The sequence below is a fragment of the Massilia forsythiae genome (assembly GCF_012849555.1).
Classification (GTDB): domain Bacteria; phylum Pseudomonadota; class Gammaproteobacteria; order Burkholderiales; family Burkholderiaceae_D; genus Telluria; species Telluria forsythiae.
Map to the genome: position 1 here is coordinate 2,939,319 of NZ_CP051685.1, position 18,287 is coordinate 2,957,605.

Consider the following 18,287-nt stretch of genomic DNA (forward strand, 5'->3'; position numbering starts at 1 on the left):
TGGTTGTAATTTAAGTTTTTTATGAAAAATTGATTTGATCAGTGAGTATGGTCTGCTATAAATGGTTGTAATTTTTTTCGAAATTCACCTACCTCATTCATTTCAAAAAACTTTTTTATTTCATTCTTTTGTAAGATCATACCTTTTGTCAAAAGCGCTGCCTCGGTCAGAAACATCAAAATCAACGCATTTGAGTTTTCCGCTGCGCGCCAAACTTGGTATGCAGTTTTAGCCCATATATGTTGTTCTGCAGCGTTACCTGGTAAAACCCCACCATGGCGCATCATTTTCACTTTGGCGATGCAGTGATCAGGTTCGCTTTCCTCGTCAAGCGCCGTCAGCTGGTCATGAGCCAAGCACAGAGGCGTTGGTCCGTCTGCTACACACGCAACTGGCGGCAGTTGAACGAGATTCCCTATTCGGTCATGAACATGCCAGCGTGTGATGGGGCCGTGCATGGTCGCCCACTGCGTGGAATCGAGCACCGAGGCGAGCGCTTCAAGTACAGCGCAATCGGCATATCGCAACGTGAATTGCTTTCCTTCGGGGTCTAGGATACAAATAAATCTGCGCAGATGTTGGGCAATATGTTGAAGATCCAGCCTGGTTTCGATAAGCGAAACATGCAATGCAGGCGTCACAGCATTCAAATAGCCCATGACCGTATCCAGTCCACCTGTTTCATAAGCGGTTTCGATATCGATTAGAAATGGACTAACGCTCATTGCTGTTTCTGGGTAGATTGGCTCCAGCCATACTGGACGGCACTGGAGATGAGTTTCGGCGTAGCTTTTCGCGACCTCTTGCAGCAACCCGTTGTCGATCAAGAGATATACGGACACGTCCGAACGAGGATTGTTCATTCCGCCTCCACCAATGGGCTGTGCGCGCGCGCTGCCGCGAGCATGCATGGGATGCAAATATCGTGGTGCGGCAATTCGTCAGGAAATTGCGTTTGCGCGGCCTGTTTTGCGAATGTCTGGTGATCCGCGGCATAAAAGTGATTTTTGCCGGCCGTCTTGCCGACGATTCCATCAGCGCTGATCCTCAATTCGCTGCCACCGCCATAAAAACAGATTCCTTTCCTGGCCTTGATGTTTATCCAGTCGGTGGTGCTGATCAGTTCCATCACCTTCTTTGCCAGTATTTCAATGGTCCCATCCTGCGCTTCAGTTTGTATGTTGCCACGCGCCGCAATGTGTTTCATGCCGCTGTCGTTGCTGAAAACGCTGATGCCTTGAGCTGCACGTATCGAGGTTTTTCCTCCGGCGACAAGGTGCGTGTCTGCAGCTGTAATGAGATCGGCATTTTTTTCGGCTCCGAGCGCCAGGTTCTCGTTGCTTGCCACGATGATTCCCGCCGGGCCGCTGACCGCGACGATGGGAGCGCCGCCCGAACTGCCGTTTGCCTCCGCAGTATTCGTTCCAGCGTCCAAGTGCCTGAGTTTTTCCACCAGTTGCTTCAGTTGAGAATCATCGGCAGCATCGTGCGCATGGGTTTCCGCGAGCTTTGCGAGCTGGTCAGCGATATCATGCAGGCCTTCTACCAAGCCAATCAGTTCAGACCGGTCCAGTTGATTTCCCTCGGCCTTGTCACTACCATTCGCGGTAATCAATATGCCTTTACCGCCACGGATTGCTACCGATTTGTCACTGCGTAGTTCTACGCCTTCGCCGCGCGGCTGGCGGCGTTCTCCTCGTGGATGCGTCAACCAACCCAGATTCAGTTGCGAGAAGCCATCGTCGCTTGCGAGCTGAGCGCTGATTTCGCGCGGCGTGTCATCGAAAAGAAGCATGTTTGCACGCGATCCTTGGATCTCTTCGCTGCGTATTCCCGACAGAAAACGAGTCAATGGCAAGCCGGCGCGCTTGCTGAGAGGGGGAGGGAGCGCGTTTGCATTAAAAAGCTGGCATATAATGATCGGCTTGTCGGAATCTCCGCCGAGAAAAGCCACCAGGACTTCGGTTCCCACTCTGGGAAGCGTTAGCGTGCCACAATCCGATGCGCCGCTGCCAGCCCAAGTCGTTGCCACTCGGACCCAGGCGGAATCGGACCCCGTATCCGAGGCCCCCGCACCCCCTGTGTGCTGGTAGTCCGCCAAACGTGTTGCCGGAAATCGAATCTTTACACGACCTAATTCATCGCAATGCACGACATCGTTTTCATTTCCGACCACAACGGCAATCTGCAAGCCAGGGTCATGCAGGTCAGTACGCGGATCGAATGCGGGCACAATTGGAATCGTTCTTCGTATCGCTTCGAACCGCATTTGGAACGGCGTCGAGGTCGCATCGTCTGCGAGATCGGCGATGCTGAAGCGACTCCCATGCCAACCATTCCATGCGAACAGCCTCTGGGCTCGTTCTTCCAGGCTTTTCGGCAGATTGTTGCGCGCCTTGACTGCGACCGACATGATGACGAAATCACGTTCCGCTGGAGGATGGCGATCGATCTCCGGATGATCCGTGATCGTGAAGTATTGGCCCGCGCAGAAGTCACGTATGGTTCCCTCGCCGGTAAAACACTTCGTGTCGAATTCCTTACGCTGCACACGTACTACGCCCAGGCGATACAATTCCTGATTGTCTGCAGCGACATGAGGAGATTCAACGATAAATTCTTGTAGTCCGCTAGCCAGTTGATTACCGGTTTCGCCTTGATTGCTCTTGGACGGTACATCGACGGACATCCTGGGTATGCTCCCAGGCTGTTTGTAGTCCCAACTAAAAATGCTGGTGCTGCCTGCCTGAAGCTTGCGTTCAGCGCCCCACCGCGTGATGGAGTCGCGCTGTTCCGTAGCGTCGTCACGGTGATAGCGGACAATACCAGCCGCGTTCTGTGCCAGAGCGCGCTGATCCTCGAACATTACGAGAGTATGTGCGGCCATCGCTTCTGTATCCCGGGGTTCCCGCGACCATACACGATTACGGCCAGGTCGAATGAACGAAGCGATACCGGAACGTGCCAATAGCCGTCGCACGAATGCGGTGTCGGACTCGTTGAACTGTATCGTTTGTTCGCGCTCGGGGTACTTCTCCCAACGAAAGCCAGGAACAAATTCGTAGTCGAAAATGCCGGCTAATGCGGTGTTGATTTGTACCCATTCCTTCAATACGCTGGCGACGACTTGTGGCCAGCTCATTCTCCTGAAAATGCGAGTATTAACACGTTGCTCCATGATGGCCATGGCATCACGAATGACTATCCGGTAGCTGGCAATGCCGCCGTCGCACTCTCCCGAATTTGCTTCTGTAATCAGGCCGCTGATATTACGCAACTGTCCACGGTCGTTCACGAACTTGAGAGTCGCAGGCAAGCCAATGAATTCTTTCAAAGGCAAGTTAGGGGAGGTGGCAATGCAATTGACCTGATAGTTCAGCCCACCACAAACAGACTCGGTTCCGACGACGAGTTGAGGAAGAAGAATATTATCGGTTTGTTGTCTTTGATGGAAAAGAGTGAGTTGGATAGGACGATTCTTCGCGTTCAGATACTTTTCGGACAGCATGAAACTGCCTAGTTCATTATCGCTCTGCACCGCTTTCTCCCATTGTTTCCTACTGGAATAAGCGCGAATTTTGACATTCTGCGACAAGTCAAAATTGAGAATTGGCAAACTCTATGAGTACGAACGTACCAGTTCAGAATCCGCCGACATGATTGCCATACGGCTTCTGAAAGTTGCTTTTTTTAAAGCTAACTAAAGACTTGGAATACGGTCAGGACACGGCTCGTAACTGCGGCACGCCCCCTGCACGATCGACAGCTCGACCTGTCCGCTGCGCCAGGCGCGCTCGATATCCTGCTCGATACCGTCCAGCGCCGCACCGCCGCCATCCTTCAGCCCGCGCACGCCGTAGGCGCGGTTGCGGCCGTGGCCCTTGGCCAGGTACAGCGCCATGTCGACGATGTTCACGGCGCGTTCCCACGACATGTCCTTGCCGTCCGGCGCCAGCGGGAAGGGCGCGAAGCCGATCGAAACGTTCACCGACAACGGCACGCCCTGGTAATCCACGCGGCGCGCCGGGATGCCGGCCAGCAGGCGCCGCGCCACCTCGTCCAGGCTGGCGCGCGGCACCGCCGGCAGGAAGGCAAGGAATTCCTCGCCGCCCCAGCGCACGATCATGTCGGTCTCGCGCAGGATCTCGCGCAGCGCGTCGGCGATGGTGCGCAGCACGGCGTCGCCGGCGCAGTGGCCCCAGGTGTCGTTGATGTGCTTGAAGTGGTCGACGTCGAGCAGGAACAGGGCGCCGACCATGTCTTCTGCGCCGTTGCCGCGCCGTTCCGCGGGCGTGTAGCCGCGCATGAACTGCTGGAAGTGGCGCCGGTTGTACAAGCCGGTCAAGGGGTCGCGCGCGCTCTGCTGTTCGAGTTCGAGGTTCTTTTCTTCCAGCTGGGCGTTGGTATGGCGCACCTTGCGGTACAGGATGGTGACGATGGCCGCGGCCAGCGCGAACACCAGCGCCAGCAGCCACCAGATGCGCTGCTGCAGGCGGCGGTTGTCGAGCTCGGCCGACTTGACCTGGTTTTCCTGGCGCAGCGACTGGATCTGGCGCTGGCGCTTGTCGGCCTCGTACTGCTCCTGCAGCTCCATCATCGCCTTCTGGCGCCGTTTCTCGAACAGTTCGTTCGACAGCGCGCGTTCGCGGTGGTAGGCGGCCAGCGCGGCGGTGTCGTCGCCGGCGCGTTCGAGGGCGTCGCCGTATTCCGCCAGGATGGCTTGCAGGTCCGGCTTGTGGCCGGATTTCTCGTACCACGCCACGCCTTCTTCCATGCGCCGCTTGCCCTCGCCCAGGCGTCCCATCGCCAGGTAGACCTGGCCGACGTTGATGCGGGCGCCGGCCAGCAGCTTGTCGTTGCGCAGGCGCTGCGCCTGTTCCAGCGCCTGCTGGGCATAGGGCAGGGCGTTGCGGTAGTCGTGCAGCTTCAGGTAGCAGTCCGACAGGTTCAGCAGGGTGGCGGCGGTCAGCGGGCCGGCGTCGATGCGGCGCGCCAGCGCCAGCGTGGCCTGCATGGCGGCCAGGGCGCGCTGGAGCTGGCCGGAATCGACCGCCACCCCGTATTCGGTGGTCTTCAGGATCGCCATCCGGCTGGGCGAGTCCAGCCTGGCCGCGGCGACGTAGGCCTCGTCCAGCACTTCGTAGGCCTTGGCGTGATCGCGCATCTGGTTGTACAGGTAGGCCAGCGAATTCAGGGCGATCACCGCCTGCAGCGGGCTGCCGCTCTGGCGCGCCAGCGTGGCGGCCGCCTGCATCCTGGCCACCGCGTTCGGAAAATTGCCCTCTTCGGCGAACGATTCGCCCGACGAGATCAGCACGCGCACGCGCAGGCCCAGGTCCTGGCTGGAGGCCGCCAGCTTTTCGGCTTCCCATACCAGCTTGTGCGCGCGCGCCATCTCGTTCATGCCGAACAGGGCATACGCCTTGGCCAGCAGGGCCTGGGCGGTGGCATCCGGGTCGCGCGATTGGCGCGCCAGCGCCAGCGCCTGCTCGCACAGCGGCAGCGCGCGCTCGTCGTGGCCGAGGCGCTGTTCGGTGATGCAGGACAGGCTGAGGAAATCGGCGCGCGCGCCCGGCGGCGCAGCGGCCAGCGCCGGCGCCAGCTGGGCCAGCAGCGGCAGCGCGCGCTGCGGATCGATGCGGGTGACTTCCTGGATCTGCGCTAGGCGCGCGGCCAGCGGCTCGGGCGTGGCGGCGCCGGCATGGGCGCCGGCGCAGGCTGACAGCAATGGCAATAGCCCACGCGCCGCGGCATGGATTACAGCATGCAGCGGCTTACGGCTACGTCGACGCTGCAACGTGCGGTTCAGGCCTGCCAAAGGTCGCTCCCAGGGTAACGGATGTCCCGGACATGGGACGTGGGAGGAATTATAGGTCCGTTGCTATCAAGAAAGTTCGGTTTTTCCGGATTTTATGCAAAAAAGATACACCCGTTTCTTGCATGACTGCCGGGCATGCATCTTTTTGCTGAAATAACAGAAATTGAACAGGCGATTTTCCATTGCAACGTGGCGTCAAGTTCGTTTCCACTTCACGCCGTCATCTGCTGCAGCAGGTACAGCCGCTGGTACAGCCCGCCTTCGATACGCATCAGCGCCTCGTGGTCGCCGGCTTCGCTGATGCGGCCGTGGTTCAGCACGACGATGCGGTCGGCGTCGCGGATGGTCGACAGGCGGTGCGCGATGGCGATGATGGTGACCTTGCCGCGCAGTTCCGTCAGCGCCTGCTGCACGATCTGCTCGGTCTGGCTGTCGATGCGCGAGGTGGCTTCGTCCAGCAGCAGGATGCGCGGGCGGCCGGCCAGCGCGCGCGCGATCGCGATCAGCTGCTTCTGGCCGGACGACAGGCGCGAACCGCCTTCGCCCAGCGGCGTGTCGTAGCCCTGCTCCAGGGTGGAGATGAAATCGTGGGCATGCGCCGCGCGCGCCGCCGCCTCGATCGCCGCTGGCGGCAGGCCGCGTCCCATGTCGATATTCTCGCGCGCCGACGCCGCCAGCAGGAACGGGTCCTGCGGCACCAGTCCGACCTCGCTGCGGAAGCGTTCGTTGCCGATCGCCGCCAGCGGCTCGCCGTGGATCTCGATGCTGCCGTGCGCCGCCGGGTAGTAGCGCAGCAGCAGCGACAGCAGGGTCGACTTGCCGCTGCCGGTGTGGCCGACGATGCCGAAGAAGGCGCCCTGCGGGATCTCGAGCGACAGGTGGTGCAGCACGGTCTGCCCTTCGACGTAGGCGAAACTGAGGTCGCGCACGCGCACCGCCGGCGCGCCCGGGACGATGTTGGCCGGGCCGTCGGCCGGGCGGCCGCCGCCGGCAGTATCGTCGACCTTGCGGCGGCCGTGCTCGGGCGCGCCGATCTCGTCGAGCAGGCTGGACACGCGCGCGGTCGCCACCACTGCCTGCTGCAGGCCGCTGAACTGCATGGTGATCTGGATGAGCGGCTCGACCACGCGCGCGATATAGCTGATGAAGGCGTACAGCACGCCCACCTCGACCGCGTTCATGCTGCGCTGGCCGAAGCTGAAGATCACCACCGCCAGCAGCACCACGTTGAGGAAGTCCAGCGCCGGGCGCAGCAAGAAGGCGTTGGCGCGCAGCTCGGCCACGCGCGCAGTGTAGTGCTGCTCGTTGGTGCCGGCAAAGCGTGCGCCGAAGCGCTGCTGGGCATTGTTCGCCTGCAGCACGCTCATGCCGCCGATCGATTCCGCCATCTGGCCGTTGATGTCGCTGCGCAGCGCGCGCGCGCGCGTGACGGCCGGCGCCGACAGGCGCTGGTACAGCCAGACGATGCCGACCACCGCCGGCACCAGCGCCAGCACGATCAGCATCAGGCGCCAGTCGAGCCAGGCCATCGCGATCGAGGTGCCGACCAGCACGATGCTGCTGTCCAGGATCACGAACAGCACCTGGATGTACAGGGTCTTGACGGCCTCGGTGTCGTTGGTGACGCGGCTGACCAGCTGGCCGGTGATGGCGCGGTCGAAAAAGGCCATCGGCAGGCGCAGCACGTGGTCGTACACCCATTCGCGCAGGCGCTGCACCGAGCGCATCGCCAGGCCGGACAATCGCACCAGCTGCAAGAAGCGCAGCCAGGATGCGGCCCAGCCGAACGCCAGCACGCCGCCCAGCAGCAGCGCCATGCGCGGCCAGTCCAGCCGGTGCGGCAGCAGGTGTTCGTCGATCAGCTTCTTGCCCAGCAGCGGCCCCAGTACTTCCAGGCCGGCGGCCAGCACCAGCCACAACGTGGCCCAGCCCAGGTGGGCGCGGTCGGGCTCGGCCGCGCGGCGCAGCAGGCCGAGTGCCTGGCGCACCTGCGTCCTGTCGCTCGTGGGCGTTTTGGTGGTCTTGATTGTCGGATCAGATGGCATCGAGGCTGGCCTCCAGTTGTTGATAGCGCCACTGGCTGGCATACCAGCCGTCCCTGGCCAGCAGGGCCTCGTGGGTGCCGCGTTCGACGATGCGGCCGTCGCGCAGCACCACGATCAGGTCGGCCTTCACCACGGCCGACAGGCGGTGGCTGGCGATGATCGCCGACAGTTCGGGCCGGGTGCGGCGCAGTTCGTCGAGATGTTCCAGGATGCGCGTCTCGGTGCCGGTGTCGACCGCCGACAGGGCGTCGTCCAGCAGCAGCAGCGAACTGTCGGCCAGCAGCGAGCGCGCGATCGCCACGCGCTGGCGCTGGCCGCCGGACAGGGTGATGCCCTTTTCGCCGACCGGCGTGTCGTAGCCTTGCGGGAAGCGCAGGATGTCGTCGTGGATCGCCGCCATGCGCGCCGCCTGCTCGATCTCCGCGCGCGATGCGCCGGGACGTGCCAGGGCGATGTTCTCGGCGATCGAGGCCGAGAACAAAAAGGATTCCTGCGGCACCCAGCTGATGGCACCGCGCAGCGTCGCCAGCGTGTACCGGTCGAGCGCATGGCCGCCCCAGGCAACGCTTCCCTGCTGCGGCGTGGCCTGGCGCAGCAGCACGCGCAGCAGGGTCGACTTGCCGGCGCCGGTGGCGCCGACCAGGCCCAGGGTCTGGCCCGGTTCCAGGCGCAGCGAGACGCCGTCCAGCGCCCGGTGCGCAACCGGCGCGCCATCCTCGCCGCCATAGGCGAAGCCGACGTCCTGCAGCACCAGCGCGCCGCGCTGCAGCTGTTCGACGCGGCCGTGGTCGTCCACCGTCAGCGGCGCTTCCAGCAGCGGCTGCAGGCGCGCCAGCGCCGCGCGCCCGCGCTCGATCAGCGACAGCACCCAGCCGGCCGCGAACATCGGCCAGATCAGCTGGCCCAGGTACATGGTGAAGCTGGTCAGCGAGCCGATGGTCAGCTGGCCCTGCCACACCAGGTAACCGCCCAGGCCGAGCGTCAGGCCGGTGGCGGCGGTGAGCGTCAGGCCGACCGCCGGCTCGTAGGCGGCTTCCCATTTCTGCGCGCGCAGGCTGGCGTCCGCCGCGCGCGCGGCCAGTGCGGAAAACTGGGCCGAGCTGCGGCCTTCCAGGCCGAGCGCGCGCAGCGTGCGCACGCCGGACAGCGATTCCTGCACGTGGTCGTTCAGCGCCGAGAAGCGCTGCAGCGAATCGTGCGAGGCGGTGTGGATGTGGCTGGAGATGCGCCAGAACGCCAGCGCCATCAGCGGGAAGGGCAGCAGGGCGATCGTGGTCAGGCGCCAGTCGACGCCGAGGAACATGACGCCCAGCACCATGACCAGGGTCAGGCTGCCGTCGAAGCCGGCCAGGATCGCCTCGCCGGCGGCCTGCTCGATGGCGTCGATGTCGTTGGTGGCCAGCGCCATCAGGTCGCCGGTGCGCTGGCGCTGGTAGAACGCCGGTCCCTGCGCCGACAGGCGGGCGTACAGGCGGGTGCGCAGTTCCACGCCGAGGCGGTAGGCGGCCGAGTACAGGCGCAGGCGCCAGGCCACGCGCAGGACGTAGATCGCCAGGCCGAGGCCGAGCAGTTCCAGCAGTTGAATGGTCAGGTCGTGGCCGGCGAGGCGGTGCGCCGCCAGGCCGTCGATCATGGCGCCCACCTTGCGCGGCACCAGCACCGAGCACAGCGCCACGCCGAACAGCATCACCGCCGACGGCCCGTATGCGCGCCAGTTGCGGCGCACGAAGCCGCCGATCAGCCTTGCCAAACCCATCGATATCCCTGTCGTCGAAGCCAAAAAAGAAAGCGGGCCTGAGCCCGCCATTGTCTGCGATATGCCGCCGCAACCGCGCGTTCCATGCGTGTGTACGGTGCGCTAATGTACACCCTTTGCGTCCTGCTTGCAGCCGCCTCGGCCGCCAGCGGGACAAGGCGGCTGCGGACGCTTATTTCTTGCGCGAGCTGCGGCGCCGTTCCTCGGGCGCCGGGCCCTGGCTCTGCTGCACCGGCGGCGCGACGTCGCTCGGCGTCACGATCGGCAGCTCGACGTGGCCATCGGCTTGCAGCGGCACGGCCGAGGCCAGCGGATGCTCGGCGCCGAGCGACTTGGCGACGGCCTTGCTGACCGCCTTGGCCAACGGCTTGGCCTTGGCGGTCGGCACCTCGGCGACGGCGTCGATGACGGCCGCGGCCTGGACCAGCGGCGTCCCGGCTGCACCAATTGCGCCGGCCGGATCGAGCGGCAGTTCCACCGCGTCGCCGCCCGGCTGCTCGACGACCGCGTCGCCGCCCGGCTGCGCTACCGTTTCCTGCGGCGCGTCGATGGTCGCCTCGCCCGGCGTTTCCACGTTCGATTCGTCGGCGCCCGGGGTCACGTCCGGTTGCGGTTCGACGGGGCGGGAGTCGGGTTGTGCGTCGGGCTGCAGGTCGGGCTGTGCATCGGGCTGCACATCCGGCTGGACATGCGCCTCGGGCACGGCGGCGGCGGCCGCCTCGCCGGCCGTCTCCACCCCCAGTTCGGTGGCCGCGCCTTGCTGCGTGGCGGCATCGGCGCTGGTTTGCGCCGCGCCTTCGACGGCATCGTCGGCCGCCTGCGCCGCCGCGCGCAGGGAAGCGTCCGGCACCGCCTGGACGCTCGCATCCAGCGCCGATTCGGCCAGCGCTGCGCCGGTATCGGCCGCGGCGGCGGCGATCTCGCCGTGTACCGTGGCGCTGTCGGCGGTGGCGATCGCCACCTGTTCCATCAGGTTGGCGAACGGCGCCGGCATCTGCAGCAGCGGGGCGGGCATCGCCGGCGTCGACACGGTATGCCAGGCCACCGTGCGCACGCCGGTCGCAATGCTCATCAGTTCGCGCGAATACGCGAACAGGTGCTGCCACGGACCCTGCACGCGCGCGCCGATGGCGAACAGGTCGCGCGGATCGCTGGCATGCAGCAGTTGCTGCATCGTGCCCGCCGCCTGCTCCACCGAGGCGCGCGAGGTTTTCAGGTTGAGGGCGATCAGCTGCTCGGCGCTGTCGATGGCGCGGCTGGTCAGCTTGTGGAATACATCGAGCTGGGTTTCCAGCTGGGACTGGCGTACGGCGGAGAATTGCTCGGAGAGGGATGTCATTCTGGATTCCTTGTCATTCAAGTTATTCCGTTCGGATGGAACCGTGAGCACGCGGCGCGGGCGGCAAGCACCGGAGAAGCGGACGTTCGTTGCGCGGAACCCACAACTGAAGTGGTTTTCGCCTTGGGATGGATGCGTGCATCGGCAACGGCGCGCTGCGCTTGGTCAAAGTTCCTTTATGACGCACTGCAATAAGCCTAGTGTAAAGTGATTCGACAGGGTTGCAAAGCACATTCTGTGGTGTTTTTATAAGGAAATCTTGCGGCGCAGCATCGGTTTGCGGCATGGGTAAGCGGTTGACATCGTGTCATCTCCGCGGCATGGTAATCTGCCGTCGAACCAGTCACAAAGGAGCCTTCATGGATGTGGTCATCCGCAACGCCAGCCTGGCCGATGGGCGCCGGGTCGACATCGCCATCGCCGGCGAACGCATCGCCGAGGTCGGCCCGGGCCTGCCGCTGCACGCCGGCCAGGAGATCGATGCCGGCGGCGACCTGGTCAGCGCGCCCTTCGTGGACGCCCATTTCCACATGGACGCCACGCTCAGCTACGGCCTGCCGCGCGTGAATGCGTCCGGCACGCTGCTGGAAGGGATCGCGCTGTGGGGCGAGCTCAAGCCGCAACTGGCGCAGGAAGCGCTGATCGGGCGCGCCATGCAGTACTGCGACTGGGCGGTGGCGCGCGGCCTGCTGGCGATCCGCACCCACGTCGATATCTGCGACGCGCGCCTGCTGGCGGTCGAGGCGCTGCTGGAAGTGAAGCGCCGGGTGGCGCCATACCTCGACCTGCAGCTGGTCGCGTTTCCGCAGGACGGCCTGCTGCGCAGCGCGGGCGCCTTCGACAACCTGAAGCGCGCCATCGCGCTCGGCGTGGACGTGGTCGGCGGCATCCCGCACTTCGAGCGCACCATGGCGCAAGGCGCCGAATCGGTGCGCCTGCTGTGCGAGTTCGCGGCCGAACGCGGCCTGATGGTCGACATGCATTGCGACGAGAGCGACGATCCGCTGTCGCGCCACATCGAGACGCTGGCGGCGGAAACGCTGCGCCTGGGACTGCAGGGCAGGGTGGCCGGCTCGCACCTGACCTCGATGCATTCGATGGACAATTATTACGTCAGCAAGCTGCTCCCGCTGATCGCCGAATCGGGCGTGGCGGCGATCGCGAATCCCTTGATTAACATTACCCTGCAGGGCCGTCACGACACCTACCCGAAGCGGCGCGGCATGACGCGCGTGCCGGAACTGCTGGCGGCCGGGGTGCCGGTCGCCTTCGGCCACGATTGCGTGATGGACCCATGGTACGGCCTCGGCTCCGGCGACATGCTGGAAGTGGCGCACATGGGCCTGCACGTGGCGCAGATGACCGGGCAGGACGCCATGCGCGCCTGCTTCCGCGCCATCACCGAGACCCCGGCGCGCATCCTCGGCCTGCAAGGCTACGGCATCGCGCCGGGCTGCCACGCCGACCTGGTGCTGCTCGATGCCGGCGACCCGGTCGAGGCGATCCGCCTGCGCGCGGCGCGCCGCCTGGTGATGCGGCGCGGCCGGGTCGTCAGCGAGGCGCCGCCGGCGCGCGCGCGCCTGCGCCTGCCGGGACGGCCGGACGGCGTCGATTTCCGGCTCGGCCGCGCCAACCAGGCCTGACCGGGCATCCATGCAGATCCTGGCCAGCGCGCGCCTGACCCTGCGCACCGCCGACCCCGGCGACGGCGCCTTTTACCTGGCGCTGCTGAACGACCCGGCCTTCATCGACAACATCGGCGACCGCGGCGTGCGCACGCTGGAGCAGGCGCACCAGGCGCTGCTGGCCGGGCCGATCGCGATGCAGGAGGCGCGCGGCCATTCGCTGTACGTGGTCGAATTGGCCGGCAGCGGCGTGCCGATCGGGATGTGCGGCCTGATCAAGCGCGACAGCCTGGACGGCGTCGACCTCGGCTACGCCTTCCTGCCGGCCTGGCGCGCCCAGGGCTATGCCTTCGAGGCCGGCAAGGCGGTGCTGGAGTACGCCCCCGGCCTGGGCCTGCGCCGCGTGCTGGCGATCACTTCTCCCAACAACATCGCTTCCAACTGCCTGCTGCGCAAGCTGGGCATGCGCTTCGAACGCTTCCTGCACCTGCCGCCGGATTTTGCCGGCGCCAACCTGTATTCGATCCATGTTGGATAAATATTGAACGATATTGAACGAAGGCTGCGCCATGCGCAGGTGTTGCCGGCACGCGCCGAAACGGCAGCAGGTTGTTGCTGTAAACAAACAAACCGCAATCATTAACGATTTTTAGCGTGATTTTATTGTTTTCAGCCGTCATCATTTATTTCTCAAAATAAATTCGTCAAATCCTCCGCATGAAGCTCGTCAACCTGAAGATCTCGGCCCGCCTGGGCCTGTTGGGCGGCCTGTTCCTGGCCGCCATGCTCGTGCTCAGCTTCAATGCCTGGCAATCGCTGGCGCAGGCCAATGCACGCGCCGGCGCCGCCCTCGGCCGCATCGATGCGCTGGCGCGCGCCGCCGATACCGCACGCAATGCGCAGGTCGAATTCAAGGTGCAGGTGCAGGAATGGAAGAACATCCTGGTGCGCGGCGGCGACCCGGCCGAGCTGGAGAAATACACGCAAGCCTTCAAGGCCAGCGGCGCCGCCACCCTGGCCGATCTCGACCGACTGCGCGACCAGATGGTCGCCGCCGGCGTGCCGGCCGCCTCGGTGGCCCAGGCCCAGTCCTCGTTGCGCGCGCTCGGCGAACGCTACCTGGCGGCGCTGAAGCTCCACGACCCCGCCGCCCCCGACGCCTATAAACTGCTAGACCGCGAAGTCAAGGGACTGGACCGCGCGCCCACCGCGCAGATCGACGCCATCGTGGCGCTGATCCAGCAGCATGCGCAGGCGTCGATCGCCGCCATGCAGCAGGAGCGCGCCGCCAGCGAACAGGCCGAACGCGTGCGCGCCATCGCCACCCTGCTGGGCGTGCTGGCGGTGGCCGGCCCGCTCACCGTGTGGCTGGCGCGCAGCATCACGCGACCGATCGGGCAGGCGGTGGCGATCGCCGGCACCGTCGCGGCCGGCGACCTGAGCCACCCGATCGCGGTCGACCGCGCCGACGAGGTGGGCATGCTGCTGGCTTCGCTGAAGAACATGCAGGACAGCCTGGCCGGCATCGTGGCGCGCGTGCGCAGCGGCACCGACACCATCGCGGTGGCCACCGGCGAGATCGCGCAGGGCAACCAGGACCTGGCCGCGCGCACCGAGGAGCAGGCCAGCTCGGTCGAGGAAACCGCGGCCTCGATGGAAGAATTGACCTCGATGGTGCGCAGGAGCCGCGACAGCGCCGAGCAGGCGCGCCGCATGGCCGACGAAGCCAGCGGCGCGGCCGCGCGCGGCGGCGATGCGGTGGCGCAGGTGGTCAGCACCATGGGCGAAATCGACGCCTCCTCGCGCCGCATCGTCGACATCATCGGCGTCATCGACGGCATCGCCTTCCAGACCAACATCCTGGCCCTGAACGCGGCGGTGGAGGCGGCGCGCGCCGGCGAGCAGGGACGCGGCTTCGCGGTGGTGGCGTCGGAAGTGCGCAACCTGGCGCAGCGCTCGGCCGCGGCGGCGCGTGAAATCAAGGGCTTGATCGGCGACTCGGTCGAGCGGGTGCAGGCGGGCACGCGCCTAGTGGGAGAAGCCGGCAGCACCATGCAGGACGTGGTGGCCAGCGTGCAGCGCGTGGCGGCGACCATCGGCGAGATCAGCGGCACCACCGTGCAGCAGAGCGAAGGCATCATCCAGATCAACGACACCATGAGCCAGATGGACACCGTGGTGCAGCAGAACTCGGCGCTGGTGGAACAGGCCGCGGCCGCCGCCGACGCGCTGCAGCAGCAGGCGATGGAGCTGGCCGATGCGGTGGGGGTGTTCCGGCTGGCGGACGATGCCGGCGCCAGCGCAGGTGCCGCGGCGGCGGAAGCGCGTCATGCCGTGCGTTCCGTGCCGCGCGCGCTCCTGGCGTGAGGCGAAAAATCGTTGTTCCAGGCATTGCCTGAAACGACTCCCTGCGCAGGCGCACTACTGTCCAAGCTAATATTGCCGGCCTAAAGACCGTCGTTTCAGGCACTGCCTGAAACGACTCCCCGCGCAGGCGGGGACCCATGCTGAACATCCGAAGTCGGTATCCCCGGAAGATTCGGGTTAATTCCGATATACCGAATCCTGTTGCTCTGTATGGGTCCCCGCCTGCGCGGGGACGACGCGGCAAGGTCTTCAACGCACCCGCAGCAGCCGCACCCCGTAGATATCGAAGCGGTTCGACGGCCCCTCCACGCCGCCGGCCGCGCTGAAGCTGGCGTTGCTCTGCAAATAGCTCATGTTGTAGAAGTCGCTCAGTTCCAGGCGGTAGGCGTGCCCGCCGCGCAGGCGCGCCGTCACGGGCGTCGAGTACACCGCCGGCGTGTTCGCCTTGTCGATACGCGCGTGCGGCAGCTGCACCACACCCTGCGCCACGACCGCACCCGATTCGTCCTTCACTGCCAGCCACTTCACGCCGCCGCTGATGCCCAGGTTCACCTGGTTGGCGCCGTTATGGTAGCGCACCTGCAGCGCGTACTCGCCGTCCTGCGGCGCGCGCACGTCGCGCACCGCCAGGCGGTCTTCGGGCTTGCCCCAGCCGGCCAGGTGCGCTTCGGCGAAGCGGGCGTTCGGCGGCGCCAGCGCCACGCCGCTCCTGCCGTTGACGCTGACGCGGGCATCGCCGGCCGCGATCACGGCCTCGGCGCCGGCGCAGCGTGGGCGGCTGTGGTGGCTGCGGTTGCCGGACGCGGTGTACTGCGCCTCGACCGCGTAGCAGGCGCGGGCGGACGGGGCGCGGTCGATCCAGGTGCCCGCGGCCAGGCCGGCGGCGGCCAGCTTGCCGTCGCGGTAGACGTTGTAGGTGACGGCGGCCGGCGACCCGGCGGCCGGCGACCCGGCGGCCGGCGCACCGGTGGCCGGCATACCGGAGGCTTGCGCAGCGGTGTCCGGCGCAGTGGCGCCCGGCGCATCGGCGGCGCCACTGGCCCCCGCCGTTTTTCCGGCGCCCGCTGCAAACGTCACGGACACGCCGCCGGCGCCGCGCGCCAGGGCGGTGATCACCGGTTCGCGCGGGCCGAACACGGCCGGCGTTTCCCGGTAGGGATCGGCATTCACGCGATGGATCGCCTGTTCGCCGGCCATCAGCTTGCCGAGCACGATCTCGATGGCGTTCTCGCGCCCCAGCTGGTCCCAGCGCAGGCGCGCGCCGGCCGGCTTGCCGTTCACCAGGATGCGCTCGACCGCGTAATGGCCGCCGGCATCCTGGCCGGCGGATGCCGGCGGCAGGCGCAGCGTCAGGTTCAGCGTGCGGCCCTGCAGGCGCAGTCCGGCCAGCGTGGCACTCTCTCCTTGCAGCATGCGCGCGCGCAGGCGCGCGGTGACGAAGGGTTGCAACGCGATGCCCTCGGCGGTCGTCGACACGCCGAACACGTCGCGCACCACCATGCCGAGATAGGCGCCGACCGACCACAGTTGGCGGCGCGAATTGATCACCGGCCCGATCAGCGACGGCTTGTCTTCGTCGAGCAGCACCGGCTGGCCGGACAGCCATTCCAGGTTTTCCATGTTCGACAGGTTGAGCGCGGCGCCGCGTACCAGTGAATCATACGCGGCGTCGGCCACGGCGGCGTTGCCGCCCGCGATCGCGGCGCGCAGGCCGTAGGCCGTGACGAACGGCCACATGGCGCGGTTGTGGTAGACAGGTACGTCCTGCTGCTGCGGCCAGATCACCGGCGCGCCCATCGGCCCGTGCGGATAGTGCGCCAGGATGCTGCGCGTACGCGCCGGGTCTGCCACGCCGGTGACGATCGCCAGCGCCTGTCCCAGCCAGTCGAACTTGTGCAGCGGCGCGCCGTCGAAATGGGCGGCGGTGAGGCTGCTGTACATGCCGGCGTCGTCCAGCCACAGGCGCGCGTTGATGGCGCGTTTCAGGTCGCGCGCCCAGCCGTCGTAGCGGGCCGCGCGCGTCTCGTCTCCCTGTTCGCGCGCCAGCATCGCGGCAAGCGTCAGGGCTTTATAGTGGCCGACGTTGGTCGACAGCGCCATCGAACTGGCCATCGAGGCCAGGTCGTCCGGGATCCAGGCAGCGTAGCTCTGGTCGCGCCAGTCGAGGAAGGATTCCTCGCCGGTGTACAGGCCGGCCGCGGCATCGAAGGCGGCCACGCGGTCGTTCTCGATGGTGTTCGACAGGGCGGCAAAGGCGGTCGCCGCGAACGCGCGGCGCTCGGCCGGCGGCAGGCTTTTCAGCACTTCCTCGGCGGCGAAGGCCCAGGTGATGCGATCGGTGCTGACCGGCCAGCTGCCGCCGCTGCCGGTGTCCTGCACGATCTGCAGCGCCGCGGGCGTGGCACCCTTCTCCCCGCGCACCTGCGGCGCCAGCGCGATGCCGGGACGCCAGCCGGACAGCTTGAATACGAGCGAATTGCGCACGCGCTGCGGATCGAGCATGGCCAGGCCGAGGTCGGCCGCGTACGACAGGTCGCGCGTCCACACGTAATGCCATTTTTCGCCGGTCTCGAAGCAGTCGCAGGGAATCGCCGCGTTGCCGTTGTAGTTGCCGTCGCGGATTTCGCTGACCGCGTCCTGCTTCATCTCGTGCGCGGCCAGCGCGAACAGGGCATCGAAGGCCAGGTTGCCGCTGCGGAGCGTCGGCAGCGCGGGGTCCTCGGTGTACGTGACGGATTGCGGACCGGGGTCGCGCAGCTGCATCGTGGTCGAATGCACGTAGGTGCGCAGCGGCGCGCGCGGGTCGCGCACCGAAAAGCGCGCGCGTTCCTGCTTGCCGTCCCAGGTCGGAAAGGCGAGGGTGGCTTGCGCGGCGGCGCCCGCGTGCGGGTCGGCGGCGGCGGTTTGCGGCGGCGTGTCGATACGCGTCACGGCCAGTACCGGCCGGGCCGGGTCGCCGACGTCGACGCGGAAGCGGAAGGTCGCGGTGGCGCGCGTGAACAGGTAGTCTTCCGGCCCGGCCTCGGTGGCCAGCGGGTAGGACTTGCCCGGTTCCACGCGCACGCTGGCGGCCGGATCGGCGACCCATTCGGCGGCCCAGTCCTTGCTGCCGATTTTAAAGGCGTGGTAGCCCGGGCTGACCAGGATGTCGGCCTGGTACACGCCCTTGCCCTGGTAGGCGAGTACGTTGTCGGTGCCCCAGCCATTGAAGGCGCCGCGCACGTAGATGTCGTGGCGCAGCGGCGCCGCTTCGGCGGCGGCGGACGCTGCGACGGCGCCCGGCGCCTGCGGCAGCAGCGCGGCGCACAGCAGGGTAGCGATCAGGGTAGGTTTCATC

The 18,287-nt window shown here is 66.0% G+C and carries 10 protein-coding genes; 3 read left to right on the forward strand and 7 right to left on the reverse strand.

Annotated features, from left to right (window positions below; genetic code table 11):
- Positions 1-38: 38 nt before the first annotated feature.
- From HH212_RS12645 to HH212_RS12670, 6 genes are all read right to left on the reverse strand, one after another.
- Positions 39-863, reverse strand: coding sequence for a DUF4123 domain-containing protein (locus HH212_RS12645; protein WP_170202796.1), 825 nt, complete (start codon positions 861-863; stop codon positions 39-41).
- Positions 860-3,538: a type VI secretion system Vgr family protein gene (locus HH212_RS12650; protein ID WP_170202797.1), complete on the reverse strand. Its 2,679-nt coding sequence runs from the start codon at positions 3,536-3,538 to the stop codon at positions 860-862. Before HH212_RS12650 ends, HH212_RS12645 begins: the two co-directional genes overlap by 4 nt.
- Positions 3,539-3,700: 162 nt before the next feature.
- A complete protein-coding gene (locus HH212_RS12655) occupies positions 3,701-5,734 on the reverse strand; it encodes a tetratricopeptide repeat-containing diguanylate cyclase (RefSeq protein WP_229217700.1) in 2,034 nt (677 codons plus the stop codon).
- A 296-nt stretch (positions 5,735-6,030) separates the two neighbouring features.
- Positions 6,031-7,863: an ABC transporter ATP-binding protein gene (locus tag HH212_RS12660; protein ID WP_170202798.1), complete on the reverse strand. Its 1,833-nt coding sequence runs from the start codon at positions 7,861-7,863 to the stop codon at positions 6,031-6,033.
- On the reverse strand, positions 7,853-9,619 hold the full coding sequence (locus tag HH212_RS12665) for an ABC transporter ATP-binding protein (protein ID WP_170202799.1): 1,767 nt from the start codon (positions 9,617-9,619) through the stop codon (positions 7,853-7,855). Before HH212_RS12665 ends, HH212_RS12660 begins: the two co-directional genes overlap by 11 nt.
- A gap of 172 nt (positions 9,620-9,791) precedes the next feature.
- Positions 9,792-10,958, reverse strand: a complete 1,167-nt coding sequence (locus HH212_RS12670) for a phasin family protein (RefSeq protein ID WP_170202800.1) — start codon at positions 10,956-10,958, stop codon at positions 9,792-9,794.
- Between the two features lie 359 nt (positions 10,959-11,317).
- Here HH212_RS12670 and HH212_RS12675 point away from each other — a divergent pair, with 359 nt between their 5' ends.
- From HH212_RS12675 to HH212_RS12685, 3 genes are all read left to right on the forward strand, one after another.
- Entirely contained in the window at positions 11,318-12,601 is a 1,284-nt protein-coding gene (locus HH212_RS12675) for an amidohydrolase family protein (protein ID WP_170202801.1), read from the forward strand.
- Between the two features lie 10 nt (positions 12,602-12,611).
- Complete coding sequence (locus tag HH212_RS12680; protein ID WP_170202802.1) at positions 12,612-13,121, forward strand: GNAT family N-acetyltransferase; 510 nt, start codon at positions 12,612-12,614, stop codon at positions 13,119-13,121.
- A 179-nt stretch (positions 13,122-13,300) separates the two neighbouring features.
- Positions 13,301-14,950: a methyl-accepting chemotaxis protein gene (locus tag HH212_RS12685; protein ID WP_170202803.1), complete on the forward strand. Its 1,650-nt coding sequence runs from the start codon at positions 13,301-13,303 to the stop codon at positions 14,948-14,950.
- A 249-nt stretch (positions 14,951-15,199) separates the two neighbouring features.
- On the opposite strand, the gene HH212_RS12690 is transcribed toward HH212_RS12685, so the two are convergent.
- Complete coding sequence (locus HH212_RS12690; protein WP_211172489.1) at positions 15,200-18,286, reverse strand: esterase; 3,087 nt, start codon at positions 18,284-18,286, stop codon at positions 15,200-15,202.
- Position 18,287 lies beyond the last annotated feature (1 nt).